This is a genomic window from Micromonospora sp. DT63 (genome assembly GCF_049841615.1).
Classification (GTDB): domain Bacteria; phylum Actinomycetota; class Actinomycetes; order Mycobacteriales; family Micromonosporaceae; genus Micromonospora.
This window is the reverse complement of record NZ_JBNCKQ010000007.1, coordinates 299,701-325,752: the sequence shown is the minus strand read 5'-3', so window position 1 is coordinate 325,752 and position 26,052 is coordinate 299,701. Positions and strand designations below refer to the sequence as shown.

25 protein-coding genes are annotated in these 26,052 nt (G+C 71.3%); 8 read left to right on the top strand and 17 right to left on the bottom strand.

From position 1 onward, the window contains the following. Positions 1–12: 12 nt before the first annotated feature. The 11 genes from ACLQ27_RS25420 to ACLQ27_RS25370 all read right to left on the bottom strand — a co-directional run bounded on the left by ACLQ27_RS25420 (position 13) and on the right by ACLQ27_RS25370 (position 11,870). Positions 13–1,860 (bottom strand): glycoside hydrolase family 15 protein, encoded by a 1,848-nt coding sequence (locus ACLQ27_RS25420; RefSeq protein WP_357489532.1) that lies wholly within the window; start codon positions 1,858–1,860, stop codon positions 13–15. 115 nt (positions 1,861–1,975) lie between these two features. Continuing rightward, positions 1,976–3,043 (bottom strand): LLM class flavin-dependent oxidoreductase, encoded by a 1,068-nt coding sequence (locus ACLQ27_RS25415; protein WP_357489534.1) that lies wholly within the window; start codon positions 3,041–3,043, stop codon positions 1,976–1,978. Between the two features lie 78 nt (positions 3,044–3,121). Beyond that, complete coding sequence (locus ACLQ27_RS25410; protein ID WP_357574826.1) at positions 3,122–4,351, bottom strand: vanadium-dependent haloperoxidase; 1,230 nt, start codon at positions 4,349–4,351, stop codon at positions 3,122–3,124. Between the two features lie 74 nt (positions 4,352–4,425). Further along, positions 4,426–5,490, bottom strand: coding sequence for an aldo/keto reductase (locus tag ACLQ27_RS25405; protein WP_425868990.1), 1,065 nt, complete (start codon positions 5,488–5,490; stop codon positions 4,426–4,428). A gap of 20 nt (positions 5,491–5,510) precedes the next feature. Beyond that, positions 5,511–6,848, bottom strand: a complete 1,338-nt coding sequence (locus ACLQ27_RS25400; protein WP_357574827.1) for an LLM class flavin-dependent oxidoreductase — start codon at positions 6,846–6,848, stop codon at positions 5,511–5,513. Next, positions 6,845–7,582, bottom strand: a complete 738-nt coding sequence (locus ACLQ27_RS25395) for an ABC transporter ATP-binding protein (RefSeq protein WP_357489540.1) — start codon at positions 7,580–7,582, stop codon at positions 6,845–6,847. Before ACLQ27_RS25395 ends, ACLQ27_RS25400 begins: the two co-directional genes overlap by 4 nt. After that, positions 7,558–8,394 (bottom strand): ABC transporter permease, encoded by an 837-nt coding sequence (locus ACLQ27_RS25390; protein WP_425868988.1) that lies wholly within the window; start codon positions 8,392–8,394, stop codon positions 7,558–7,560. The genes ACLQ27_RS25395 and ACLQ27_RS25390 overlap by 25 nt, the downstream gene beginning before the upstream one ends. Then, on the bottom strand, positions 8,391–9,455 hold the full coding sequence (locus ACLQ27_RS25385; protein ID WP_425868986.1) for an ABC transporter substrate-binding protein: 1,065 nt from the start codon (positions 9,453–9,455) through the stop codon (positions 8,391–8,393). The genes ACLQ27_RS25390 and ACLQ27_RS25385 overlap by 4 nt, the downstream gene beginning before the upstream one ends. Beyond that, positions 9,456–9,968 carry a flavin reductase family protein gene (locus ACLQ27_RS25380; RefSeq protein ID WP_357489546.1) on the bottom strand — a complete coding sequence of 171 codons (513 nt, stop codon included), beginning with the start codon at positions 9,966–9,968 and terminating at the stop codon, positions 9,456–9,458. Between the two features lie 364 nt (positions 9,969–10,332). Then, the gene (locus tag ACLQ27_RS25375; protein WP_357574828.1) at positions 10,333–10,989 is read right to left on the bottom strand and encodes a haloacid dehalogenase-like hydrolase; all 657 of its coding nucleotides are present in this window, start codon (positions 10,987–10,989) and stop codon (positions 10,333–10,335) included. Between the two features lie 20 nt (positions 10,990–11,009). Next, positions 11,010–11,870 carry an oxygenase MpaB family protein gene (locus ACLQ27_RS25370; protein ID WP_425868984.1) on the bottom strand — a complete coding sequence of 287 codons (861 nt, stop codon included), beginning with the start codon at positions 11,868–11,870 and terminating at the stop codon, positions 11,010–11,012. 106 nt (positions 11,871–11,976) lie between these two features. Between ACLQ27_RS25370 and ACLQ27_RS25365 the strand changes: the two genes are divergently transcribed. Next, the gene (locus tag ACLQ27_RS25365) at positions 11,977–12,708 is read left to right on the top strand and encodes a cytidylate kinase family protein (RefSeq protein WP_357489552.1); all 732 of its coding nucleotides are present in this window, start codon (positions 11,977–11,979) and stop codon (positions 12,706–12,708) included. A 52-nt stretch (positions 12,709–12,760) separates the two neighbouring features. Here the strand turns inward: ACLQ27_RS25365 and ACLQ27_RS25360 are convergent, their stop codons facing one another. Together ACLQ27_RS25360 and ACLQ27_RS25355 are read right to left on the bottom strand one after the other, a co-directional pair. After that, positions 12,761–13,807 (bottom strand): SMP-30/gluconolactonase/LRE family protein, encoded by a 1,047-nt coding sequence (locus ACLQ27_RS25360; RefSeq protein WP_357489554.1) that lies wholly within the window; start codon positions 13,805–13,807, stop codon positions 12,761–12,763. A 99-nt stretch (positions 13,808–13,906) separates the two neighbouring features. Continuing rightward, the gene (locus ACLQ27_RS25355; protein WP_425868983.1) at positions 13,907–15,421 is read right to left on the bottom strand and encodes a family 43 glycosylhydrolase; all 1,515 of its coding nucleotides are present in this window, start codon (positions 15,419–15,421) and stop codon (positions 13,907–13,909) included. Positions 15,422–15,783: 362 nt separating this feature from the next. Between ACLQ27_RS25355 and ACLQ27_RS25350 the strand changes: the two genes are divergently transcribed. Then, positions 15,784–17,172: a hypothetical protein gene (locus ACLQ27_RS25350; protein ID WP_425868981.1), complete on the top strand. Its 1,389-nt coding sequence runs from the start codon at positions 15,784–15,786 to the stop codon at positions 17,170–17,172. Between the two features lie 32 nt (positions 17,173–17,204). Here ACLQ27_RS25350 and ACLQ27_RS25345 read toward each other — a convergent pair whose 3' ends face one another. After that, positions 17,205–17,819 carry an HD domain-containing protein gene (locus ACLQ27_RS25345; RefSeq protein WP_425868980.1) on the bottom strand — a complete coding sequence of 205 codons (615 nt, stop codon included), beginning with the start codon at positions 17,817–17,819 and terminating at the stop codon, positions 17,205–17,207. Then, positions 17,816–18,388 carry a hypothetical protein gene (locus ACLQ27_RS25340; protein WP_357489562.1) on the bottom strand — a complete coding sequence of 191 codons (573 nt, stop codon included), beginning with the start codon at positions 18,386–18,388 and terminating at the stop codon, positions 17,816–17,818. The genes ACLQ27_RS25345 and ACLQ27_RS25340 overlap by 4 nt, the downstream gene beginning before the upstream one ends. Before the next feature lie 332 nt (positions 18,389–18,720). Here ACLQ27_RS25340 and ACLQ27_RS25335 point away from each other — a divergent pair, with 332 nt between their 5' ends. The 3 genes from ACLQ27_RS25335 (at position 18,721) to ACLQ27_RS25325 (ending at position 20,602) form a co-directional block, all read left to right on the top strand. Next, a complete protein-coding gene (locus ACLQ27_RS25335; protein ID WP_425868978.1) occupies positions 18,721–19,431 on the top strand; it encodes an alpha/beta fold hydrolase in 711 nt (236 codons plus the stop codon). Between the two features lie 43 nt (positions 19,432–19,474). Then, complete coding sequence (locus tag ACLQ27_RS25330; RefSeq protein ID WP_425868977.1) at positions 19,475–19,933, top strand: GNAT family N-acetyltransferase; 459 nt, start codon at positions 19,475–19,477, stop codon at positions 19,931–19,933. 72 nt (positions 19,934–20,005) lie between these two features. Next, entirely contained in the window at positions 20,006–20,602 is a 597-nt protein-coding gene (locus ACLQ27_RS25325; protein ID WP_357489566.1) for a VanZ family protein, read from the top strand. Between the two features lie 23 nt (positions 20,603–20,625). Here the strand turns inward: ACLQ27_RS25325 and ACLQ27_RS25320 are convergent, their stop codons facing one another. Both ACLQ27_RS25320 and ACLQ27_RS25315 read right to left on the bottom strand, forming a co-directional pair. After that, the gene (locus ACLQ27_RS25320; RefSeq protein WP_425868975.1) at positions 20,626–21,477 is read right to left on the bottom strand and encodes a nucleotidyltransferase domain-containing protein; all 852 of its coding nucleotides are present in this window, start codon (positions 21,475–21,477) and stop codon (positions 20,626–20,628) included. Between the two features lie 48 nt (positions 21,478–21,525). Beyond that, positions 21,526–22,875 (bottom strand): PLP-dependent aminotransferase family protein, encoded by a 1,350-nt coding sequence (locus ACLQ27_RS25315; protein WP_425868973.1) that lies wholly within the window; start codon positions 22,873–22,875, stop codon positions 21,526–21,528. Positions 22,876–23,289: 414 nt separating this feature from the next. On the opposite strand from ACLQ27_RS25315, the gene ACLQ27_RS25310 reads away from it, so the two are divergent. The 3 genes from ACLQ27_RS25310 to ACLQ27_RS25300 are packed head-to-tail and all read left to right on the top strand — an operon-like array spanning position 23,290 to position 26,050. Next, positions 23,290–24,753 (top strand): anthranilate synthase component I family protein, encoded by a 1,464-nt coding sequence (locus ACLQ27_RS25310; protein WP_357574836.1) that lies wholly within the window; start codon positions 23,290–23,292, stop codon positions 24,751–24,753. Further along, positions 24,750–25,343: an anthranilate synthase component II gene (locus ACLQ27_RS25305; RefSeq protein ID WP_357574837.1), complete on the top strand. Its 594-nt coding sequence runs from the start codon at positions 24,750–24,752 to the stop codon at positions 25,341–25,343. The genes ACLQ27_RS25310 and ACLQ27_RS25305 overlap by 4 nt, the downstream gene beginning before the upstream one ends. After that, entirely contained in the window at positions 25,340–26,050 is a 711-nt protein-coding gene (locus ACLQ27_RS25300; RefSeq protein WP_357574838.1) for an SDR family NAD(P)-dependent oxidoreductase, read from the top strand. Before ACLQ27_RS25305 ends, ACLQ27_RS25300 begins: the two co-directional genes overlap by 4 nt. The last annotated feature ends 2 nt before the right edge of the window (positions 26,051–26,052 follow it).

Here is a 26,052-nt window from a genome sequence, read left to right as displayed (position 1 = left end):
ACGGTGCCGGTGCTACCGGCGGTTGCGGGACTCGGCCTCGGCGTCGAGCAGGTCGTTCAGTGTCAGCGCGGAGTTGATCAGCGACAGGTGGCTGAACGCCTGGGGATAGTTGCCGATCTGCTCCCCGGTCGCGGCGATCTCCTCGGCGTAGAGACCCAGGTGGTTGCTGAAGGTGAACATCTTCTCGAACGTGAGTCGGGCGTCGTCGAGGCGGCCGGAGCGGGCCAGCGCCTCGACGTACCAGAAGGTGCACATGTTGAACGTGCCCTCATGGCCGGGGAGACCGTCGGGGGAGTGGACCGGGTCGTACCTGTGGACCAGGCTGTCGGAGACCAGTTCGCGTTCGATCGCGTGCAGGGTGGACTGCCACAGCGGGTCGCTCGGCGTGACGAAACCGACCGAGGGCATGGCGAGCAGCGCCGCGTCCAGCACGCTCTCGTCGTACGCCTGCACGAAGGTGCCGCGTTCGCGGTTGTATCCGCGGGCCATGACCTGGTCGTAGATCCGGTTGCGCTGCTCGGTCCAGCAGGTCATGTCCCCGGGCCGGCCGGTCCGCGTGGCCAGCCGGATGGCCCGGTCCAGCGCCACCCACGACATCACCCGCCCGAAGGTGTAGTTGCGGGGGTGGTGGCGGCTCTCCCAGATGCCGGCGTCGCGCTTGTCCCAGTTGTGGCAGAGCCAGTCGACGAGCCGGACGGTGCTCTTCCACACCTGGTGCGAGACGCGGATGCCCTGTTCGTCGGCGAGGTGCATGGCGTAGAGCGCTTCGCCGTGGATGTCGAGCTGCAGCTGGTCGGCGGCGCCGTTGCCGATCCGCACCGGCCGCGAGCCGCAGTAGCCCTCCAGGTGATCGAGAACCTCCTCGTGCAGGTCGGAGGAGCCGTCCACCCGGTACATGATCTTCAGGGGATCCTGGTGGTCGCCGGCTTCCCGGATCCGTTCGTCCAGCCAGTTCATGTACCGGCTGACCTCCTCGGTGAAGCCGAGCCCGAGCAGCGCGTGCACCGAGAACGACGTGTCGCGTACCCAGGTGTAGCGGTAGTCCCAGTTGCGGGTTCCGCCGACCAGTTCGGGCAGCGCCGCAGTGGGCGCGGCGATCATCGCGCCGGTCGGGGCGTACGTCATGAGTTTCAGCGTGATCGCGGAGCGCTCGACCATCTCCCGCCATCGGCCGGTGTAACGGGAACGTTCGACCCAGCGCCGCCAGTAGTCCCGGGTCCACTCGAACATGCCCTGGATCTCTTCCGCCGGGATGACGCGCGGCTCGGTGCCGGCGGTCTCCAGGACCACCCCGCCGGTGTCGCCCTCGTTCAGGGTGCCGAACCCGACGAAGTCGTCGCCCTCGAGGTGGATCTCGCCGCGTTCCGAGATCAACCGGCCCGTGGGGTCCACCGGGTTGAACGTCAGCGACGCCGACCGGCTGCGAAAGACGTAGCCGTTGCGGTGACGCTCCAGCTGATGCGCTTCCCGGGCGTAGTCGAACCGCGGCCGGCACTCCACCCGGAAGCGCATGCTGCCGCGGACCATGGTGACGATGCGGACCAGGCGGTGCGCGTCGGTGGCCCGCTCGCCGGTCACCGGCATGAAGTCCATCACCTCGGCCACGCCGTCCGCGCTGATGAACCGGGTGATCAGGATAGGCGTGCCGGGGAGGTAGAGCTGTTTGGTGACGTACCGGACGTCGTGCGGCGCGATGCGGAAGTAGCCGCCCTTGTCCTTGTCCAGCAGGGCGGCGAAGATGCTCGGCGAGTCGAAGCGCGGCGCGCAGAACCAGTCGACAGTGCCGTCACACGTCACCAGCGCGGCGGTCTGCAGGTCGCCGATGAGTCCGTGATCCTCGATCGCCGGATAGCTGTCCACGTCTCTCCCCGGTTCGGCTGCGTCCTGCGCTTCGAACCTAGGGGCAGAACCGGTCGGCTCAGGTGAGATTCACGTTCAGCCACCCTGTCGAATGCCGCGCGGGGAACGCTCGTTCTCAGCCGTCGCGCAGCAGCGGCAGCAGTTCCTCGCCCTGCCGCCTGATCTCCGATAGGTAGGGCGTGTCGGAGAGCACGAAGTGGGTGACGCCCAGCGCCTGGTACCGACGCAGCGACCTCGCCACGTCCTCGGCGGAGCCGACCAGCCAGGTGGTGCCCGCTCCGCCGCCGCCGTACCTGCCGGGAGCGGTGTAGAGGTTCTCGTCGAGCACGTCACCGCGGGCGGCGAGGTCGAGCAGCCGCTGCTGACCGACGGCGGTCTGCCTGTTGAAGTCCCGCGCGGCGAAGCCGTCGCCCGCTGCCATCCGCGCCACCTTGGCTTCGGCGTCGGCCCAGGCCTGTTCGGTCGTGTCCCGCACCACTGTGGTGATCCGCAGCCCGAACTCCAGCGGGGCGTGCTCGCGTCCCAGCTTCTCGCCGAGCAGTCGGAGGCGTTCGATCCGCTCGGCCACGCCGTCGAGCGGCTCGCCCCAGAAGAGTTGGACGTCGGCCTCGGTGGCGGCGACCTCCTCGGCGGCGGGGGAGGCGCCGCCGAAGTAGAGCCGGGGGTGCCGGCGATCGCCGCGCACGACCGGCCGCAGCGCCAGGGTGGAGTTGGTGACGCGGAAGTGCTCACCCTGATAGGTGACGTTCTCCTCGGTCCAGAGCCGGCGGACGAGCTGGATGAACTCCCGCGTGCGGGCGTAGCGGTGGGTCTGGTCGCCCTCGCCGTCGCCGTACGCCGCCAGGTTGTCCTTGCCGGAGACGATGTTGATCAGAACGCGGCCCCCGGTGAGGTGGTCGAGCGTCGCGGCGGCGGAGGCGAAGTTGGCGGGCCGCCAGTAGCCGGGCCGGATGGCGATCAACGGCTGGAACGTCGTCGTCCGGGCGGCCAGCGCGGTGGCGACGGTGAACGTGTCGGGTCGTCCCCAGCCGGTCCCGACGAGCGCGCCGTCCCACCCGTGGTCCTCGAGGGTGCGGGCGTGGCTGGTGAGGGTCTGCAGACTGTTGTGGTGCTCGACGACGTCGTCGCCCCGATGACCGGGCTCGACCTGATTCGGGATGTACCAGAGGAATCGAGGGCTCATCTGCGACGGCCTTTCTGAAGTCGTGGAGTCGGGCGTGGCCGGCGGGGCGGCGACGTGCCGCCCCGCCGGTGGGCAGGGTCAGGCGAACAGTCGGGCCGCGTTGCGGACGGTGTACGCGGCGACGTCCCGACCGAGCCGGACGCCGGCCTGGTCGGCCGTACGGGTGTGGATGCCCGACCACACGCGGGCGTCGACGTTCTCCTGGGTGGGCCGCCGCCAGTCGGTGTAGGTGCGGGTGACGCCCGGTTGGGTGGGGCTGGAGATGGTGTACGCCTCCCGCGCTCGTGCCCCGGTCAGGGCGGTGAGCACCCCTTCGGCGGCGCCGGCGTAGGTGTTGTGCCCGCTCGGGTAGTCCGGGTGCGCGGGGGTGTCGTGCAGCGGCGTCCAGGCGGGGTCACCGTCGGCCCGGATCGCGGTGACCGGCCGCCAGCGCAGGTAGGCGTACTTGGTGTCGGAGGTCGCGATCTGGGTGTCGACGAGGGCGACGTGGAAGACGGCCACCAGGCTCGCCCGCCCGGCTGTCGATGCGTTGGACTGGGCGAGCGCGGCGCGCAGGATGCCGGTGTAGAGGGTCAGCGAGGAGCCGAGCCAGAACGTCGCCGTGTCGGTCTGCTGCGCTGTGCGTACCGTGCTGCCGGCCGCGCCGTACGCCCGGACCTCGCCGAGGTCGGCGCGGTAGCGCGCCGATCCCACCTCCGGCGGCGGCGCGAGCCGGTACCGGTCCGCGCGGTCGAGCAGGAACGGCGTGGCGAACCGGGTACCGGCCTGCTGGGCGGCGGTGAAGCTCGGTGGGGTGGGCTGCCAGACTCCCGGCCCGGCCGCGGGAGCGGCGTACGGCGGGTTGACGGATGCGGGATCGAGCCCGTCGCCGGTACGGTCGGCGACCAACGAGCGGGCTTCCCGCTGGCCGGCGGCGCGGCCGCGGTCCTTGGCGCGGCCGTCGGGGATCCGGTCGAGCGTGGCGCGCAACGCCGCGTCGAGCGCGGGCACGCCGTCCGGGATCAGGGCGCTCAGGGCGGTGTGCACGGCGGACGCGAGCGCGGCGTCCTGGTAGGCAGGCGAGGTGGGCCCGGTCCGGACCGCGCGGGCCGCGGCGAGCCAACTGATCGCCCAGGCGCGGTTGTTGGTCACCTGCGGTCGGGTGCCGGTCGCGACGGCTGTCGCGGTGACGTCGTACCACTGCAGGGCGGTGTCGATTCTGGCGGTGGCGGCGGTCGCCGGCGCGGCGAGGGAGATGCCGGCGGTCAGCGCGGCGGCGGCGATCCCGGCCGCGCCGGGGCGCCAGCCACGACGGGTGAGCAAGGCCATGGTGAGGGTTCTCCGTTCGGGGGTGCGGGGCGGGGTCGGAAGGGGCGGTCGCCTGGTCGGCATCTGTCCGCCGATCACCGGGTCACGGCGGCCGGTGGCGTCGACGGCCCGCCGCGACGGCGGTGGGCCGGGTCGGTCAGCGCGGGCGGCTGGTAGCCGGCGTCGGCCGGGTTGAGCGTGGTGCCGGGTGCGACGATGTCGTCGATGCGGTCCAGCACGTCCGCGGACAGCGTCACCTTGGTGGCGCCGAGCTGGGATTCCAGGTGCGCCAGGGTGCGCGGCCCGATGATCGCCGAGGTGACCGCCGGGTGCTCCAGGACGAACGCGATCGCCAGGTGGATCAGCGACAGTCCGGCCTCGTCGGCGAGGGCGGACAGCTTGTCGACGGCGGCCAGCTTGGCGGCGTTGGCCGGCAGTCGCGGATCGAAGCGGGCCGGGAGCCGGTCGGCCCGGCGGGAGATCGGGGCGTCGAGCCCGGCGTGGTAGCGACCGGAGAGCCAGCCACCGGCCAGCGGGCTCCACGGGATCACCGCCAGGCCGTAACGCTGGGCCACGGGCAGGACCTCGCGTTCCACGCCGCGAGCCAGGATGGAGTACGGGGGCTGTTCGCTGACCACCCGCTCCCGGCCGCGCCGCTGCGCGATCCACTGGCCCTCCACGATGGCCGAGGGCTCGAACGTCGAGGTGCCGAGGTAGCGGACCTTGCCCTGGCGCACGAGATCGGTGAGGGCGCCCAGGGTCTCGTCGAAGTCCGTGCCCGGCTCCGGCCGGTGCGCCTGGTACAGGTCGATCCAGTCGGTGCGGAGCCGGCGCAGGCTGTTGTCCACGGCGCGGATGATCCAGCGGCGGGAGTTGCCCCGGTGCCGCGGGTTGTCGCCGACCTGGCCGTGGAACTTGGTGGCGAGGAAGACGTCGTCGCGCCGTCCACCGGCGAGCGCCTTGCCCACGATCTCCTCCGACTCGCCGTCGGAGTAGACGTCCGCGGTGTCGATCGAGGTGATGCCCTCGTCGAGCGCCCGGTGGATGATCCGGATGCTGTCCTCGTGGTCCGGGTTGCCCCGTCGACCGAAGTTCATCGCGCCCAGCGTGAGCGCGCTGACCCGTACGCCGGTGTGCCCGAAGGGCCGGTGGTCCACCATCGATTGTCCTTCCCAGGAATTCAGCGGGCGGTGGCGGCGAGTTGCCGCGCGGACTGGTTGGCCGGGCGGGGCAGGCCGTAGTGGTCCCGCAGGGTCGTGCCGGTGTACTCGGTCCGGAACAGCCCTCGGCGTTGCAGAAGAGGCACGACGTGATCGACGAAGGCCTCCAGCCCGGCCGGCAGCACCGGCGGCATGATGTTGAAGCCGTCCGCCGCGCCGGCGCGGTACCACTGCTCGATGGCGTCGGCGACCTGCTCGGGAGTGCCGGCGAAGGTGCGGTGACCGCGCCCGCCGCCGAGCCGGCCGATCAACTGGCGTACGGTCAGCCGTTCCCGCCGGGCCAGCGTGACGATGAGCGTGTACCGGCTCTTGGCGCCCTCGATCTCGTCCTCGCTGGGCAGGTCGGCGGGGAGCTCCTTGTCCAGGTCGAGGTCCTCCGGCGCGACCCGCAGGGTGGTGGCCAGCTGCTGCCGGGCGTACTCGGGTTTGATCAGCCGGTCCAGCTCGTCCTCCAGCGCGCGGGCCTGCGCCTCGGTGGCCCCGATCGCCGGCACGATGCCGGGCAGGATCTTGACGGTCTGCGGGTCACGGCCCGCCTGGGCGGCGCGCTGCTTGAGGTCGCGGTAGAAGGTCTGCGCCTCGGCGAGGGTCTGCTGGGCGGTGAAGACGGCCTCGGCGTACCGGGCAGCCAACTCCTTGCCGTCCTCGGACGACCCGGCCTGCACCAGCAGCGGGTAGCCCTGCGGGGAGCGGGGGACGTTGAGCGCGCCGGCCACCCGGAAGTGCCGCCCCACGTGGTCCGGCGGATAGAGCAGGTCGTCGTCGCCCCACCGCCCGGCCTCCTTGTCACCGAGCGGGGCGCGGTCGTCCCAGCTGTCCCAGAGCTTGCGCGACACCTCGATGAACTCGGCGGCCCGCTCGTACCGTTCGCGGTGGGCGGGCAGCCGGTCCAGGTTGAAGTTGCGGGCCGCCTGCTCCCCGGCCGTCGTGACGATGTTCCAGCCGGCCCGGCCGCCGCTGATGTGGTCCAGTGACGCGAACCGGCGGGCCAGGTTGAACGGCTCGTTGTACGTCGTCGAGGCGGTCGCGATCAGCCCGATGTGGCTTGTCGCGCCGGCCAGGGCGGTGAGCAGCACCGTCGGTTCGAGGGTGCCGCCCGGCCGCCGGCCGATGCTGTTCCACAGCACCGGGCTGTCGGCGAGGAAGAGCGAGTCGAGTTTGCCGCGCTCGGCGATGCGGGCCAGACGCGTGAAGTGCGCGACGTCGGTCTGCGCGAACGGGTCGCTCTGCGGCAGCCGCCAGGCGGCCTCGTGGTGGCCGACACCCATCAGGAACGCGTTGAGGTGCAGCATGGTCATCCTTCCGTCGGATCGACGCCGAGCGCCCGCAACAGGGACTCCCGGTAGGCGAGGAACTGCGGCTGCCGGTGCGAGCGCGGCGTCGGCAGGTCGATGGCGAGGTCGATCGCGATGCGGCCCGCGTCGAGCAGCAGCACCCGGTCGGCGAGCGTGACGGCCTCGTCGACGTCGTGCGTGACGAGCAGCACCGCCGGCCGGTGCCGGGTGCACAGCTCCCGCAGCAGGCCGTGCATGCGCAGCCGGGTCAGCGCGTCCAGCGCGCCGAACGGTTCGTCGGCCAGCAGCAGCTCCGGCTCGGACACCAGGGCCCGGGCCAGCGCCACCCGCTGCTGCTCGCCGCCGGAGAGCTCGTTGGGCCAGGCCCGCTCGCGGCCGGCGAGGCCGACCTCGGCGAGGGCCGCGCGGCCGCGTCCGGGTGCGTCCGGCCCGCGCAGGCCGAGGACGACGTTGTCCAGGACGCGCTGCCACGGCAGCAGCCGGGCGTCCTGGAAGACGACCGAGGAGTTCTCCGGTACGTCGACGACGCCGGCTCCCCTCTGGTCGCCGTCGAGGCCGGCGAGCGCCCGCAGCAGGGTGCTCTTGCCCGAGCCGCTGCGCCCCAGCAGCGCCACGAACTCCCCGGCGCCGATCTGGACGTCGAGGTCGTCCAGCACGGTCCGGTCGCCGAAGCCACGCGAGAGCCCCCGGACCCGTACGGGTCGGGTCCCGGTCAGCCCGCCAGCGTGCGTCGCCATGACAGCGTCCTCCTCTGCACGAGTCGGACGAGGCCGTCGGACAGGAGCCCGAGCAGCCCGTACAGGACGAGCCCGACGATGATCACGTCGGTCTGGCCGTACTGGCGAGCCAGGTCCATCATGTAGCCGATGCCGCTCGTCGAGTTGATCTGCTCGACGACCACGAGGGCCAGCCAGGCGCCCACGACCGCGAATCGCATGCCGAGCAGGAAGCCGGGGAAAGCGCCGGGCAGCACGATGCGGCGCAGGAAGACGGCCCGCGACAGCCGCAGCGAGTCGCCCAGTTCGACGTACCGGCTGTCGATGCTGCGCAGCCCGTTGTGCGTGTGGATGTAGACGGGCACCAGCACGCCCAGCGTGATGGTCGTGACCTTCATCTGCTCACCGATGCCGAGCCAGAGGATGAGCAGCGGGATCAGCGCGAGGGCCGGAATGGCCCGCTTGATCTGGATCGGCCCGTCGAGGATCGCCTCACCCCACCGGCTCAGGCCCGCGACGAGGGCCAGCAGCGTGCCGATCACGGTGCCGAAGGCCAGGCCCAGGCCGGCCCGCTGGGCCGAGACGGCGAGGTTGTCCTGAAGGCGGCCGTCCGCGATGAGGTCGCCGGCCGTCGTCAGCACGGTCCAGGGGGCCGAGACGGTACGAGGGTCGAGCCAACCGGTCGCCGAGCCGGCCGCCCACGCCGCCAGCAGCAGCAGCGGGCCGAGGGCCAGCCCGAACGGGATGGGCCGACCCGGCGCGAGCCGGCGCCTCGGCCTGCCCGCGGGCGCGGGCGCGGTGGCGCGGGGGCGGGTGAGGAGCGAGGCGGTCATCGGGCGACCCCCGCGGCGAGCGCGTCCGCGGCGACGGACTCGTAGCGCCTGTCGTACAGGTCCTCGGCCCGCAGCGGCTTGTTGCCGGTCTCCTTCGCCAGCAGGTCGATGGTCTCCTGGTGCCGGGCGATCGCCTCGGTCCAGTTCGTCGGAATGTCGGCCACGCCGCCGTTCTCCACCAACCACCTGCCGTCCTCGGCGGTGAGGCCCTGGTCCTTGACGTAGTACCGCTCGATCCACTCGTCCGGGTTGGCCTCCCGCCACCGCCAGGCCCGCGCCCACGCCTTTACGTACTCCCGGATCGCGGCCGCCTTGGCCGGGTCGCCGAGCACGCTGACCGGCGCGTACAGGTGGCCGGGGTCGTCGCGCAGGCCGTGCGGGATCGTGGTGGCGCCGTCGCGGGCGTACTTCGACGCGTAGCGCCGGATCTGCACACCTCCGAGCGGTGCGATCTCGACCTGGCGGCTGGCGAGCGCCGTCGCGTACACGTCACCGGTGCTCGGCAGCTCGACGAGCTTGACGTCCCGCTTGCTCAGCCCGGCCTGGTGCAGGACCCGCAGCACCAGCGCGCCCTGCGCCTGCCCCGGGCTGTACGCGATCTTCCTGCCGCGGATGCCGGCGAGCGTGGTGACGGGGACCCCGGGGGCGACGCCGAGCTGGTAGATGGCGTGGTTCAGCGGATCCTTGCGGAACTTGGACGCGACGATCTTCGTGGGGATGCCGGTCCAGTGGGAGTGGATCGGAGGGATGTCGGCGACGGCCCCGACGTCCAGGGCCTTCGCCCGGAACGCCTCCAGGGTTTGCGGGCCGCCGCTGATGTTGGCGAACTCCACCCGGAACGTGAACTTCTCCACCTCGCCGGAGAATTCGAGTGCCTTCTGGTGCTCCTTGTCGCCCACGACGAGCTTCGTGCCCTTGGGCACGGACTCCGGCAGCGGCACGCCGGCGGCCAGCGCGGCAGTCGGCGTCTCGTCGCCGGCGCAGGCGGTCAGGCCCAGCGCGACCGCGCCGAGGGTGGCCGACAGGAACACACGGCGATCGACATGACGTGACGACTTCACTTAGGACTCCTTCGTGGACGGTTGCAGGGCGGCGTATCGCCCCATGTGGTAGATCAGCGGAGCGCCGTCGCCGTGGCGACTGGTCACCGGCTCGGCCAGCACGATCGCGTGGTCGCCGGCGAGCACCCGTTCGGTCACCCGACACAGCAGCCAGGCGACCGGCTCGTCCAGCAGTGGTACGCCGTACGGGCCGGGCCGCCAGCCGGGGTGCGCGGCGAAGCGGTCGATGCCGCTGGTGGCGAACGTCCGTGCGACCTCCCGCTGGTCGGTGCCGAGCAGGTGCACCGCGACGTGTTCGGCGCCCGCGACGGTCGGCCAACTCGACGACGACCGGGCCAGGCAGAACGACACAAGTGGCGGGCGCAGGGACACCGACGTGAAGGAGGTGGCGGTGAACCCGACCGGCGGATCCCCGGCGGCGGTGATCACCGTGACGGATGCGGCCTGCCGGCGCAGCAGGGCACGGAAGGTGTCCGGATCGATGGGGGCGACCGGTTCGGCGATGACGGTCATGACAGTCCTCCTGGGCGAGAACGACCAGGGCGCGCGCCGTCCCGGGGCAGGCGGGGACACGGCGCGGCGTCGAGCGGCCGTTGATGGGGTCGCGGACACGCTGCGGCTCGTCGTCGAGTCGACGGCGTGGCGACAGGGAGAAGTCAGGAACGCGTGGTCAGCGGCAGCAGCCGCGCGCGGTGGTCCAGCCACGGCAACATCCCCGGGACACCGCGACCGCGGTGCCGTCGAGGGGATTCAGCTGGCTGATCACGGCTTCCACGCTAACCAACTATTCCTACTGGGTAAATAGGGTTTCAGACCCTGGGACGATCGCGGGGGATCCGAGGCTGCCGATGACATGCGGCCCGGGCCGCGCCTGCGGTCAGCCGGCCGTCCAGGTGACGGTGCGCAGCCGGGCGCCGAGCAGCCGCCGCGCCCGGGCGGCCTGCCGCGCTGTCGCGTTGACCAGCACGGCCTGCTCCGCGCCGCCGAGAAGGGGCAGATCCGACAGGGAGTCGCTGTAGGCGACCCGCCAGGGCGGCGTGACCCCTGCGGCGGCGAGCCGGGCCACCTTGGTCGCCCCGTGGTTGTGCACGATCAGCTTCGGGCCGCGGATGTGTGAGGCCACGAGCTCGACCTCGGCGAGGCCGATCGCGTCGAGCAGGGCACGCGCCAGGGTGTGCTCGCAGGCGGTGACCACGATGACCCGGTCACCGGCGGCGAGGTGGGCACGGATCATCCGGACACCGGGCGCGATGACGCGCCCCGGCTCCGTACCGAGATCCGCGCCGAAACGCCCGAGCTGCGCCTGCAGGCGGTCGGCGTCTCGGCCCGCCAGGCCGATCCGGCTCATCCAGCGCGCCGCGCGTGGGCGCAAGGAGGGGACGGCGACGACGGGCGCGAGGAGGAGGAGCAGGACGACGGCGAGCGGCAGTCGAGCGCCCGCGAAGCCCACGCGCCGCATGAAGAGCCCGAAGGCGTCCCCGCGCAGCAGCACGCCGTCGAGATCGAAGATGACGGTGTCGTCGGAGGGCGCCATCATCGGTCCGCCGTCGCCCACTACTCGGGGGCTTGGTCGTGGTGCGGGCCGAGCTGGCTGATCTCGTACCCGTCGGGGTAGCTCCTGGCGCTGATCCCCTCGGCGAACAGCGGGGTCGTCCGTGGCGATCCGCACCACAGTTGCAGCCGCGCGCGCGTCTTCAGCGCCGCGTGCAGGCCGGCCCGGACCGGCCACGGCGGCGTGTCGACCCGCGTCGCGCGTCGTAGCGGCGCGTCGTACATGGCGGTGACCAGCGCGTTTCCCAGCGGCGCGAGCAGCCGGGGCAGCCGGGTGAGCATCAACATGCGGGTGGCCCGCTCGATGGCCGCAGCCTCGTCGTTGGGTTGCAGGTGCGCCGCGTCGTGCGCGTCGAACCAGGTCTCGAACTCGGCGTACGACCCGGGGATGTCCGTGATGCCCATCCGCCGGCCCAGCTCCCGGTAGAACAGGTACGTCGCCTGCCGCTCGTGGCAGCAGGGCTGGCGCCAGCCGTACTCCTGCAACCACCGGGTGGGGATCACGACCAGGCAGCCGAGGACGTAGCGGAAGTCGTCGTTGCCGATGTCGTACGGGCGGTGGATCTGGTTGACGCGCCGCAGCGCGTCGCGGCCGCGGGGCTCGTCGAAGCCGTTGAGGACCATCTCGTACATGAGCAGGCCGGTGTCGTCGATGCGCTTCTGGGTGCGGTTGGTCAGTTCGCCGGTGGCGGTGTGCACGGCGGCGATGGCGGGGATGGAGAAGGACCTGTTGAAGGCGAGGTTGAGCCCGAGCTTCATGTCCCAGGGGAACTCGCGGCGCAGCATGCTCTGGTAGATGTCCAGGTAGTCGCGCTGCGGGTCCAGCATGCGGATCCGTGTGAGGTTGTCGTGGCGGCCCCTCATCGGCGGGCGCCTTGAGACATCGGCACGGAACGTGAGTGTACGCTCGCTCCAGTTCGGAGCAGTCGTTGAGCGCGGATCCGATCCGCTCACCGAGGACGGGGCAGGCATGGCGCACGGTGCCCGCGACGAGGTGCTCGGCCGCCTGGCCGAGGCAGTCGGGTCGGTCGCCGTCGCACACCCGGCGCGCGTGGCCATCGACGGGCCGCCCGCGGCCGGCAAGACCACCCTCGCCGACGAGCTGGCCGTCGTCCTGCGCGCACAGGGCCGTGCCGTCATCCGCGCGACGATCGACGATTTCCTCTTCCCCCGGGCACAGCGCTATCCGCGCGGCGAGTACTCGGCCGAGGGCTGCTACCACGACACCCACGACCACAGGTCGCTGATCCGGGTTCTGCTGGATCCGCTCGGCCCGGACGGAGACCGACGCTTCCGACACGCGGTCTACGACCCCACCACGGACACCGTGCTGTCCCCGCCGGTCACTACCGCTCCGACCGACGCGGTGCTGCTCTTCGACGGCGTCTTTCTCATGCGCCCGGAGTTGATCGATCGGTGGGACCTGCGCGTCTTCGTGTCGATCGCGCTCGAGGCGACAGTGGAGCGTGCCGTGACCCGCGAGCGTCGACGGTCGTCCCGGGCCGACATCGAACGGCGCTGGCGTGAGCGCTACATCCCCTCCCAGCAGTTCTACAACGCCACGGTCCGCCCGACGGAACACGTCGACATCATCGTGCGCAACGACGACCCCCGGCGGCCGGTCTGGGAGACGGGTCCGGACCGGCGCGCGGGGAACTCGGCTGCTCGGGGTGCGCCGGGCGCGGCTGGCCCGGCGACCTGAGCCGTTTCAGAAGCACGCCCGTCCGGCGTCGCCGGACGGGCGCGGTCGTCCCTCAGTACGGGTAGCCCGGGACGTTGAGCCGCACGCTGTAGAGGCCGGAGTCGCCCCACGGACCCGAGGTGATGTAGAGGGTCTGCCGGTCGGGCCCACCGAAGGCCACGTTTGTCGTACCGGAGAAGCCGGGGCGGATCGTGCCGAGCTGGGCACCCGTGGGGGAGTAGACGTGGACCAGGGAGTCCCCGCCCGAGGCCCAGTACACGTTGCCGGCGCAGTCGATCGTGACGCCGTCCGGACCGCCGATGTAGTTCACGAACACGCTGCGCGCGCCGGTGGTGCCGTCGGGCTGGACGGCGTACTTGTAGATCTTGTTCTCGGAGTAGGCGCCCACGTACAGCGTGGATCCGTCCGGCGCGAGCGCGATGCCGTTGGGCTGGCGCAACTGGTCGTCCACCAGCGACACCTGGCCGCCCGAGACGCGGAAGACGCTGGTGCGGCCGTACATCTGGTCCGGGCGGTTGCCACGCTGGAAGTTGGGGTCGGTGAAGTAGGTGACGCCGTCGGACCGGACCGCGACGTCGTTGGGCGAGTTGAACGCCCGGCCCTGGTAGTTCGCCGCGACGATGCTGCGGCTCCGGTCGCTCAACCGGTACGCGGACACGCTGCGCTGGTCGTGGGTGGCCGCGATGATCTGCTGGCCGTCGGCGCTGAGCGCCAGTCCGTTGCTGCCGGAGTTGGCGATGAACGTGTCGAAGGTCGACGGCGGCGTGAACCGGCGGATCGTGGACGGCTGGACGTTGTACGGCCCGGTGCCGGGGGCCATGTCGGAGAAGAGGAGGTAGCCGCCGTCGGCGACCCAGACGGGCCCTTCGAGGAAGTTGAAGCCACTCCTGATCTTCGTCGCCGTCAGGGAGTTGGACGGCAGCGGCGAGCCGTAGCTGGCCCCCGTCGGGCACGCGCCGGGCGGTGTGCCGGGCGGGCCGGCGAGCGCGGCGGCGGCCGTGGTGTGAGCGCTCACAGGAACGGCGGCGGCGGGCAGCGGCGCGGCGCTTGCCGCGAGGCAGAGACCGGCCAGTACGGCGATGGTGGGACGCCGGATCATCGGATGCTCCAATCGGCGTCGGCGGGGTCGCGGTGACCGGCCGCCGACGGTGTCGAGGTCGCGGGCGGACCGGCAGCCCGCCGGCCCGCCGATGGGCAGCTATTCCAGGTGGAAGGTGGCCGAGGCGCGCTCGGCGCTCGTACCGACCGCTTCCAGGTAGAGCAGGCCGTCGCGGTGGCGGACGTAGCGGCCCGGGTAGTTCTGTGACTCCAACGAGAGCCCGGCACTGTCGGCGAGGCCCGCTCGGCGTTGGAAGCTCGCGTCGTTGGCGAAGACCGACGAGCCGTCGTTGCGCGCGATGGACAGGGCGAAGCCGTAGTGACGCAGGTAGTAGCCCGGGAAGTTGGTCGACTCCAGCGACACCGATCCGCCGCCGGCGAGGCCGTTGACGATGCGGAACTGGCTGTCGGCGAGGTTCGTGACGTTCGGCTCGACCCGGGCCCGGTAGTCGTAGTGCCGGATGTAGCTGGTGGTCAGATCGTGCGACCGCAGCCGGACCGGGGTGGCCCCGTCGGGCACCGGGATGCCGAAGTTCGGGGTGCCGTCGGCGTTCCAGTACACCTTCTGCACCCTGGTCCGTCGGTTCGGGTCGTTGAGCGGATCGCCGCTGATGTCCCGGTAGTTGCGGTCGTGATAGACCAGGATGTCGCTCTGCCCGTCCTCGGAGACGGTGAACGAGTTGTGGCCGGGGCCGTACTGGCCGGTGGCCGCGCTGCTGGTGAACACCGGGTTCGGGCTCTTGCTCCAGGCGGCGGCGTCGAGCAGGTTCGCGCTGGCGGAGGCGCTCAGCATCCCGAGGCAGTAGTTGGCGTCCGTGGCGCTGGCGGAGTAGGTCAGGAAGAGGCGGCCGTTGCGCTGGATCACGGCGGGCCCCTCGGCGACCCGGTAGCCGCGGGTCTCCCAGTCGTACGTCGGCACGACGAGTCGGGTCACGGTGCCGGTGATCTGCCACGGGTTGGCGCCCATCCGGGCGAGGTAGACGTTCGAGTTGGTGGAGATGCCCGGCTCCTGCTGCGCCCAGGTCAGGTACCGCACGCCGTTGGCAACGAAGGTCGAGGCGTCCAGGCTGAAGGTGTCCCAGGGTGTCGTGATCCGGCCGCGCTCGGTCCACGAACCGGTCAGCGGGTTGGCGTTGGCGTTCTCCAGCACGTACATCCGGATGCGCCACACGTCGTCGGTCCGGCCGGCGGCGAAGTAGACGTACCACCTGTTGTTGATGAAGTGGATCTCCGGCGCCCAGATGTGGGCGCCCATCTCTCCGCTGGTGTGCCGGGTCCAGATCGTCGTCTCCGCGGCCGTCGCCAAACCCTGCAGGGTGGTCGCGCGCCGCAGCACGATCCGGTCGTACTGGGGCACGGTGGCGGTCAGGTAGTAGTAGCCGTCGGTGTGCCGGAAGATGTGCGGGTCGGCCCGCTGGTTGACCAGTGGGTTGGTGTAGTTCACGTCGGGTGCGGCGTGCGCCGGCCCGGCCATCGGCAGGCCGGCCGACAGGGCGAGCACCACCAGCAGGGCGGCCAGGACCGCTCGGGGGCGTCGGGCGCCACCGCGACCGGTACGCCCCGGGCCGGTGACTCGGCGGGCGGCGGCCTCGGCTCGGTGCAGTGGCAGCGGCATCTGACCTCCGTGACGTCTGTGCGCGAGAGCCGGACGGCCGCGACAGCGGCGATCGACCCACGCCCCCGCTGGGAAGCAGCGCCCGCGGGTCGGGAACATGACGAGGGCGTTGCGCCCGCGTAACGGCCCTAAGTGTTGGCGCTAACATCGACGAGTGTCAAGTTGTTCCGGACGCCGAGGGTGGCCGGTCCCGCGGGGGCGTCGACAACAGGACGACCTCCAGGAGGCGGACCACGCTGACGAGTTGGTCCTGCCACTATGGACTCTCACGCCGCCGCACCAGAGAGTGGTGTGACCCCGGGGGAGGGAGCGCGCCGCGATGCGGTCCGAGGCTGGCGATCAAACCTGGTTGGCTGCGTCCGATGGCTGATGAGCGTCGGTTCCGGTCGCTGCAGGACGCGGCCCGATTCATGGAAACCGAGATCGACCGACCAGTGGCGGTGCGGGAAACCGACCTCGGCAGCGGCCTCATGTTGCGCACCAGCCCGTTGAGCTTCGCTGACGGTGGCTTTGCCAACGTCTACGACCTGAGTTGGACACCGAGTGCTACGACGGCAGCGGTGCGTTTCACGCCTCGCCCCACCACCGCCGTCGACGCGGCGCGGCACGCCCCGGCAACCTCCACCGCCGCCTTCTTCACCCTGCTCGACGAGGCGTCCGGCCTGCCCGTACAAACAAGCCTGAACCTCGCCGTCGAGCAGGGTCGAATCCTCAGCATGCCGGTGGTCGATCGCGAGGCCCTCATTTCTCGGGCTGGGGTGCTGTCAACGTGCAATCTCGCCGCCGCCGGCACGGTCATGATCAATGGGGCCGAGCTGACGTGGACCGGCAGCCTCACCGGGCGACAGGCCGAGTGCTATGCCTTCGGCAACGGCAACATGGTGATCACGCGCCGAAACGACCCGACGAAGGGCAGCGTGCGAGTCTTGGATGAGGCGTCACGCCTAACGCCCGCCCTGGGCCGTGCCGCCGACTGGGTCGATGTCGGATTCATCTCGACCGGTGGACGCGGATTTCGGTCCACGGGCGTGGCCGCGTCCGGCGCCTTGGACATCTTCGCCTACGACCTCGTGATGAGGTGTCCGACTCGGCACATCGACCTTCGCGGTGACAACCTGCTGGAAGTTCGCAGCATCGGCGAGCTGCACGCCGAGACGTTTCCTGACTCCGCCGCAACCGTGGGGCCATCATTGGACGTCGCCGACTTCGCAGCGCATCCCATCAACACGGACCGATCGCTCGATGTCGTACCGCCGTTCGCGCCCAGCCGGAGGGCCCGGATGGCGGTCTTCGAGGACCGCGTGGGCCGAACCCACCTACGGCTGTTCGACGGCCGTCCGGGCTCCCCTGTCTTCCAGGGCGCTACCCCGCAGGAAGCACGAGACTCCATCGCGGCTGCACCGGGCTTCCGCTGGGGCTGCTTCATCGACGGGGGCCAAACGGCCAAGATGTGGGCAGCCGTGGACGGGGAGCTCACCAGTTTTGGCAACCGGCACTACCTTCGCTGGCCGAAGGCCGCCGAGAGCGACTTTGTCTGGGTGCCCGACAGCGGCCGGCCCATCTCCAGCATCATCACCTTTCAGCCCCGCAGCGAGACGCAGCGGACCAACACGCCGGCAAGATTGGCTGCCCTCGCATTTCCGCCCCAGCGATCCACGCCACAGGCCACATCAGGGCGGGGCGGTGATATCCGATCGTCCAGGCCGGGGCACACCCAAGGTCCGGACCCTAACCTCGGCAGGCGCCGGTAGAGACCCGACATCAGCAGCCATTGGCCGATGACTCAGATCAGCGGCTGCTGATAGCTACGGGACAGTGACAGCAGGTCCGGCTCACCGAACTTCTTCACCAACGCCGCGAACCGGGCCACCTTGTCCTCACCGAACCGCCGCAGACCAGCAACGTAGGAGGAGCTGGTCACGAACGTGGGCGGCGTCGTCTTGCTGTGAAACTTGTCGGCGTACGTCACCAACTGCTCTTCCGCCGTATCGGCCAGGTAGTCACCCACCGGTAGCGGCAGGCGCTGCTGCAGCACGTCCTCACGGGTGAGCCCGACGCCGGTGTGGTGAGAGCAGAACCTGCCGATCAGTTCGGGAAGTCCGGCATCGCGCAGGAGCGCATGCCCCAGCACCCCATGACGGATGTAGTTCTCGTGATCGAGCTGCCCCGTCGCATCGTAGAGGCGGTAGACACCGATGTCGTGCAGCAGACTTCCCGCCCGCACCAGATCGACGTTCAGGGGCGAGGGGTGCCTTTCGAGGAGTTGCTCAGCCACGGCGCAAATGATCTGGCAGTGCGTGTAGACCAGATCGAAGGCTTCCTCGTTCGGCGCGTACCGCTCGTGCAGTGCCCGGATCTGCTGGTCTGTCGGCACCACCAGTGCGTGATCGACCGTCACGCGCCCACACCTGCATCACAGGGGCGCCACCAGTAGCCAGCAGCGCCGTTCGAGCCAAGATTGCGGTAGGCGCCGTCCTGATCATCCGAGCTCGCCTCCATCCGCGTGAGGTCAAGCCATCGCGCCTGGTGAAGCGTCCGCAGAAGAGACCCGGAAGTGTGCGGATCGATCCACCAGACCTGACCAGGCCCGGCCACGCGTGGCTGGTCTCGGTCCCCGAGCGGCCGGTAGAACGAGGTCACCAACACCAGGGGTACGACGCCGCCCCACACCTCAACGCGCGGCGCCGGCGCGTCCTGCCGCGCCAGCAGAACTTGCCGCTGCTCGTCCGTGCTCTGGTCGAAGAGTTCACCGGCATTGAGCAGCGTCTGCACCATAGTCCGGGCCCGGAGCGCCAGCGCGAGTCGCGCCTGCATCCGCGCGGGTCCAGGCGTGATGTCCCGGTATCCCTCAACGATCAGGCCAAGGGCTTCCTCCGCGTTGGAGGCGCATATCCTCCACCCGTCGTACAGCACCTCGACCGGATACGAGGGATCGCCCGGCATCGAACTAACAACCCGTACGGCCACACGCTCTCCTGACAGCCATTGTTGACAGCACTGGCCGGCGTCCCACTCTAGCGATAGTCCGCAGCGCTGGCGGCCCCCGCGGGCCCGAGCCAGGACGGACCACCGTTCGCCCAGGTTGCGCGCCACAGTCGCGGCGTTCGCAGTTCGGTCACGGGCAACAGGGAAGGAGCCCTCCGCACCGGGCACAAGCCGGTTACGGCGCCGGAGCAGCCGGTCGGCACAGCATGGGAGCCTGCGCTCAGATGGCACGTTTCGCGGTCGCCGAACGGGTAATCAGGCGTGCCGGCGCGGCCGGCGGATGACCACTGTCACGGAGCAAGGGAGCGCGTGTCATGCCCGATCCGGAGCCCACCATCGTCCTCGTGCACGGCGCGTTCGCCGAGTCGGCGAGCTGGAACGGTGTGATCGAGCGGCTGGGCGCCGCGTACAACGTGGTGTCCGCCGCGAACCCGCTGCGCAGCGTCGCGGGCGACGCCGCGTACGTGCGGGACGTGGCACACGGGATCGGCGGCCCGGTAGTCCTCGTCGGCCACTCGTACGGCGGCATGGTGATCACGCAGGCCGCGGCGGGCGACACCTCGGTGCGGGCCCTCGTGTACGTCAACGCCTTCGCCCCGGACACCGGCGAATCGGCGCTGGCGCTGTCCGGGAAGTTCCCCGGCAGCACGCTCGCCGACACCCTGGTGCAGTACCCGCTGTCGACCGGCGGCAACGAGGTGGCGATCGGCCAGGACGCCTATCACGCGCAGTTCGCCGCGGACTCGTCGGACGACGTCGCCGCGCTGATGGCCCGTACCCAGCGCCCGATCACCGAGCAGGCCCTGAGCGACGGACTCACCGGCGAGCCCGCCTGGCGGTCCCTGCCCAGCTGGTTCGTGTTCGGCGACGCCGACATGAACATCCCGGCCGCCGTGCACCGGTTCATGGCCGAGCGGGCCGCCCCGCGCGGCCAGCGCGAGATCGTCGGTGGCTCGCACGCGATGGCGGTGGCCCGGCCGAGTGAGGTCGCCGAGTCGATCATCGAGGCGGTCCGGGCCACCTGAGGGGCCGGTACGACGCGACGGGTCACGTCGTAGCCTGGCGATCATGGGGGACTGGGCGATGCGGCAGGCGTCGGCGGCGGACGTCGAGGCCGTGGCCGAGCTGCGGTCCGTGGTGCTGCGGGCGGATCTGGAACGGCTCGGGCGCTACGACGAGCAGCGGGTGCGGCAACGCCTGCGGGACGGCTTCGCGCCCGCGCACACCTGGATGATCGAGGTGGGCGGCGCCTTCGCCGGTTGCGTGTCGCTGCGCCCGGCCGACGACGTGCGTTGGCTGGAGCACTTCTACCTGGCTCCCCACGTGCAGGGCGGCGGCATCGGCGCGGCCGTGCTGCGCGGACTGCTCGAACGGTGTGACCGTGACGGCGTCCGGGTCCGGTTGAACGTGCTGCGGGGCAGCCCGGCCCGGCGGCTGTACGAGCGGCACGGATTCACCGTCGAGACCGAGGACCCGGTGGACGTGTTCATGGTGCGCGAGCCGACCCCGGCCGGGCGTGCCGACTGAACAACCGGTCGTCTCCCGGTAGGCCGCGGACGCCTGGCGGCGTCGCGGTGGCCAGGCGGCTATGGTGCCCGGGTGGTGATCGAGGGGTGGCACGGCTGGGTCGGCTCGTTCACCGGCGTGGTGCTCCTCACGGTGGCCGCACTGCCGTTGGCCGCGCTGGCGGTGTGGGCGCTGGCCCGCCGTCGACGTGCGAACGGCGCCCCGCGGGCGTGGCGGACGTCGTTGGCCGAGGTCGGCATCGTGTACGGGACGCTGCCGTGGGTCTGGATGATCATGTTGCCGGGCTCCCGGGCGGGTGCTGTTCCCGGGCGGCTGAGCCTGGTGCCGCTCCGTGACCTGTTCACCATCTTCTCCGACGGAGGGCTGCTGACGCTGACGGGTCAGGTCGTCGGCAACCTGCTGGTGTTCGCGGCGTTGGGATTCTTCGCGCCGCTGCGGTTCGCGGCACTGGCGTCCGTACCACGGATCCTGGTGCTCGCCGCGGGCTGCTCGGTCCTGGTCGAGGCCGCGCAGTACGTCCTGCGGTTGGACCGGGTGACGTCCGTGGATGACGTCCTGCTCAACGCCGCCGGCGCTGGGCTGGCCGCGCTGGCGTCGCGCCGCTGGTGGCGCGGCAGGGCCGACACGGTGTCGGATCGGCCGCGATCGGTCACGGCATCGCCACGCTGACCCCGCGGTACCGGGCACCGGCCTCAGGACTCGGCGGCGGTTGAACCAGGCGCCGGCGCCGCATGATGTCCGGGGTGGTCGGTCTTCTCGCCGTGCACGGCCGCGTACTCGGTCGCGAGCCACGGCCCGAGGTCGTCGATGAGCTCGTGCAGGACGGCAGGGTCCGGCGACGGTGCGCGACCCAAGAACGCAGCCCTGCGCATCTGCCCGGCACGTTGGGGATAGTAGGACCCGAACGCGGCGGCGGATTCCGTGAGGTCACTGGTCCAGCCGCCCCAGCGAGGCATGACCAGCGTGAATCCGGTCCGGACGACGCGACGGGCGACGAGCCGGCTCAGGACCTTGCGTTGGTCGTCGGTCTCCGCCTCGGCGGCCTGGCGGCGCCAGGGCGCCAGCGCGAGTGACAGGTCGCCGTTGGTCTCGCGGGCGAGCAACGGGGTGGGCCGGTAACGGGGGAGTTGGTCGGCGAGGTCGTCGCCCAGCAGGGGAGTGCACAGGCAGGCGACGAAGAAGCCGAGGTCGTGGCGTTCCAGTTCGCTGAGCAGGGTGCGTGTGCTGAACAGCAGGATGCCCGCGCCGTCGATCTGGGCGAAGGACTCGTCGAGGGCCTGCTCGATCCGCTCCGCATGCCGTCGGTCCGCGTCGGTCGGCTCCGCGTGCAGCGCGAGCAGCAGGTCGAGATCGGAGATCCCGGGTCTGGCGGTGCCGCGCGGGATGCTGCCGTAGAGGTAGGCGCTGTGCAGTCGACCGTCGCCGAAGGAGTCGACGATCCGCGCGCGTGCCGCAGCGACGACGTCGACGAACGCCGCCGGGACCTGCCCCAGCGAGCCCTCGCGCGCGATGGTTCCGTCGATGTCCAGGCCCCGTGCGGTCACCGGAGCACTCTGCCGGAGCCGGCCGCCTGAACCAAGCGCATTACCGCTTCACGAACCGCTGCCGCCGATCGTCTCCCGGTACGCCGCGGCGATCCCGGCCAGGCCGCGGCCCAGCTCGGGGCCGCGTACGCCGGCGTAGCCGACGACCAGCGCCGGTGGCCGGTCGTCCGTGCGGAGGGCGTAGAAGCGGCCGCCGCGCACCAGCACCGACCGACGGCGGGCCGCCTGCACCAACGCCTCCTCGGCGCACCGCGCCGGCAGCACGAGGTACGCCTGGAGCCCGCCGTTCGGACCGAGGACCGTGACGTCGGGCAGGTGGCGGGAGACGAACTGCTGGACCGTCTGACGGCGTTTCCGCACGTCGGCGCCGAGTCGGCGCAGATGCCTGTCGAACGCGCCGGTGTCGATCAGCCGGGCGAGGGCGAGTTGCTCCAGCCCGGAGCAGCCGATGTCCCAGCCGGCGCGGATCCGCTCGACGCGTGTGGTCAGGTCGGGCGGGGTGGCCAGCCAGCCGAGGCGCAGTGCCGGGGCGAGGACCTTGCTGGCGCTGCCGGCGTAGATCACCCGGTCCGGTGCCAGGCTCTGCAGCGCCGGCATCCGCTGCGCCGGGGCGACCAGGGCGGCGTCGAAGTCGTCCTCGATGAGGTAGCCGTCCACCTCCTGCGCCCAGGCGACCAGGTGCGCCCGGCGTTGCGCGCTGAGCGTGGCCCCGGTCGGGAACTGGCTGGCCGGGGTGACGAGCGCGGCGCGGACCCCGCTCGCGGCCAGCGCGTCGACCCGGATGCCGTCGCCGTCCACCGGGATGCCCACCGGACACAGTCCGGCCTCGGCGATGAACTCCCACTCGCCCGGGTGCCCGGGATCCTCCACCCCGATGGTGTCGTGGCCCCGGTCGCGCAGCTCGCGGCAGAGCAGCGCGAGGCCCTGCGCGAAGCCTGAGGTGATCATGAGGTGTTCCGGTCGGGTGCGGACGCCGCGTACCCGGCCCAGGTAGCCGGCGAGGGTGTGCCGGACGACGGGCAGGCCGGACGGTGGGGCGTACCCCAGCTCGCGGCGGCCGGCCGAGGTGATAACCGCGCTGACCGCCCGGATCCAGTCCTGGCGGGGGAAGGTGGAGTCGTGCAGCCCGCCGGTGCGCAGGTCGTGGACCGCAGCCGCGGGCGCGCGGTCGTCCGGGGTGAGCGCCGAGCCGACGTCGGCACGTGCCGCCGCCACGGACGTGCCCGAGCCGTGCTGGGAGACGAGGTACCCCTCGGCGCAGAGCTGTTCGTACGCCTCGACGACCACACTGCGGGACACCCCGAGATCGGCGGCGAGTTGCCGGCTCGACGGCACGCGCGTGCCGGGACGCAGTGTGCCCTCCTCGATCTGCGTACGAAATGCGTTACGGAGCTGCACCGCCAGCGTTTCACGTGATTGGGCGTCTATTGACAGGCTTAGATTCAGTGACAAGTGGTCCGCTCCGAGATCGCCGAAGTGGTATGGACAGCGTGATCCGTGCCTGTGGAAAGTGTTGGCCGGGCGCGCAACCGCTCACTGACCGGCGAATCAGGGCGTACGTTCCGAGAATGTCCAATGCGGACGCCTTCGTCGCCGGTGTCGGAGTGGTCGTGCGAGTCCTTTCGTCTGGGGGGAAGGGTCCGACCTGCCGTGTCATCGGCGGGGTCAGCGCCAACGGTGGCGCGGAAATCGGGCTGTTCAGAGGGGGTTCCGCAAGTGTCCCTATTGTCAACCGAACTCGCCACGTGGCCCATCCGGTCGCATTCGATGGCGGTGGCGCATACACCATTGACCAACTCAATTCCCGTAGAGGTGACATCTGTCACACTGCCGTCGATCGATCCATTGTCGCTCTATACGGCACTCGCGGAAAGTTGCGCTGACAACGATCTGTATCTCTTCGAAAGCCTGGACGGTCCGGCGCAGGACCGGTGTGCGGCGGCCGTCGGCTGGGGCCTTCTCGCCGAGGTGCGGTTCATCGCCGACCGGCTGGAGGTGACCGCCGAGGGTGCGCTCGGCGACGCCCTGGCCGCCGTGCTGACCGCCGTGCTGGGCGAGCCGGTCCGGCGCCGCGCCGCCCAGCGGATCTGGCCGGTCGCCGGGCCGAGCGAGGTGTGGGCCGCCGTCCGGGCCGTGCAGCGGGCGTTCGCGGTCCGCACCACAGTCCCCGCCGACAGCTTCGCCTTCGGTTTCCTCACCACCCTGGCGTACGAGGCCGCGCGGGACATGGACGAGCTCTCCGTCGACCGGGTCGTCGACGACATCCCACGCTGCACACTCGCGCTGTTCCGGCACACCGTCTGGTGGGACCTGCGCGCCGGCACGGTGCGCCAGCTCTCCGCCTCCGGCCCGCACCTGCCGCGGGACGACGCCGCCGCCCGGCTGCCGGACCTTCCCGGCCCGGCCGACGGCCACCTGGACGTGCCGGCCGCCCCGCCGCCGAGCCTGGTGCGGGACACCGTCGACGAGGAGACGTTCGCCGCCCGGGTGAAGCAGTGCCTGCGCCACATCGAGGTGGGGGACAGCTACCAGATCCAGATCGGCCACCGCATCGACGTGGAGACCACGCTCACGCCGCTGGAGGTCTACCGACGGCTGCGCCACCGCAACCCGTCGCCGTACATGTACCTGACCCCGTGGGCCGGCCAGACCGTCATCGGCGCGAGCCCGGAGCTGTTCCTGCGCATCGAACAGGGCCGGCTGTCGATGCGCCCGATCGCCGGCACCGCGCCCCGGGCCACCGACCCCCAGGCCGACCGCCGACGGGTGGCCGAACTGGCGGCCAGCGAGAAGGAACGGGCCGAGCACGTCATGCTTGTCGACCTGTGCCGCAACGACATCGGCCGGGTCTGTGTGCCCGGCACGCTCAGCGTCGACTCCATGTTCGACGTCGAGCCGTTCGCGTACGTGCACCACCTGGTCTCCACCGTCTCCGGCCAGCTCGCCGACGACGCCGACGTGTGGGCGGCGATCTGCGCCACCTTTCCGGCGGGCACCATGACCGGTGCGCCGAAGCTGCGGGCGATGGAGATCATCGACGGCCTGGAGGACGAGCCCCGGGGCGTCTACGCGGGCGCCGTCGGCCTGGTGGACGTCCGCGGGTACGCCGTGCTCGCGCTCTGCATCCGCACCGCAGTGCACGACGGCCGGCGCTACCGCACCCAGGCGTCCGCAGGAGTGGTGGCCGACTCCACGCCCGGCGACGAGTGGCGGGAGACGCTGGCCAAGATGAACGCCACCTTCTGGGCCCTGACCGGTGCGGAGCTGCTGTCGTGAAGGTCCTGCTCGTCGACGCGTACGACAGTTTCACCCACATCATCGACCAGTACCTGCGGACGCTCGGCGCGCGGACCGTCGTGGTCCGCTCCCGGACGCGGACCAGCGACCAGCTCGCGGCCCTGCGACCGGACGCGGTGGTGCTCGGCCCCGGCCCGGGTCATCCCGCCGAGTCCGGGCACGTGGAGCTGGTGCACGCCTTCGCCGGCCAGGTCCCGTTGCTCGGCGTCTGCCTCGGACATCAGGCGATCGGCCTCGCGTACGGGGGGACCGTCGCGGTCGCCCGGCACCTGATGCACGGCAAGACCAGCGTCGTCACGCACGACGGTCGAGGGGTCTTCGACGGCGCACCCGCCCCGCTCACCGTGACCCGCTACCACTCGCTCATCGTCGCGGACCCGGCGCCACTGGCCCTGCACGTCACCGCGCGGTCGTCCGACGACGGCTACGTGATGGGGGTACGACACCGGGCCCTGGCGGTCGAGGGGGTGCAGTTCCACCCGGAGAGCGTGCTCACCGAGGACGGGCTGCGCCTGTTCGACAACTTCCTGCGCAGCGCGTCGCCGGCGCTGACGGCGGGACCGTCATGACCGACCGGTCGGCACCCCTCGCCGTGGTCACCGGGGCGGCCGGCGGCATCGGCCGGGCCGTGACGGCGGCCCTGACCGCATCCGGGCACCGCGTGCTCGGCGTCGACGTCGACCCGGGCGGCGACCCGGCGGCGTACGCCTCGCTGGTCGCCGACGTGGCAGTGCCCGAACAGGTCGAGCGGCTCTTCGCGGACATCCGCGAGCGGTACGGCCTGCCCGAGGTGCTGGTGAACAACGCCGGGGTCTACCACGCCCGCGACTTTCTCGACTACGACCCGAAGACGTACGCGCAGGTGTTCGACGTCAACGTGGGTGCCGCGTTCTTCTGCACGCAGGCGTTCGCCCGCGCCCTGATCAGCGCGGGTCGGCCGGGCACGGTGGTCAACGTCGCCTCGATCAGCGGGCAGTCCGGCAGCCCGGACGCCGCGTACGGGGCGTCGAAGGGCGCCTGCATCGCGCTCACCCACAGCCTCGGCCGGTCGCTCGCCGAGCACCGCATCCGGGTCAACGCGGTGGCTCCCGGCCTGGTCGAGACCCCGATGGCCGCCCGGATTCCGGCGCAGCGTCGGGACGACTACCGGGCCCGGATCCCCGTCGGCCGGTTCGGCACACCGGCCGAGATCGCCGCGGCCGTCGCCTGGCTCGCCGACCCGGCCAGCAGCTACGTCACCGCCACGGTGGTGGACGTCAACGGCGGCCTGCACTGAGT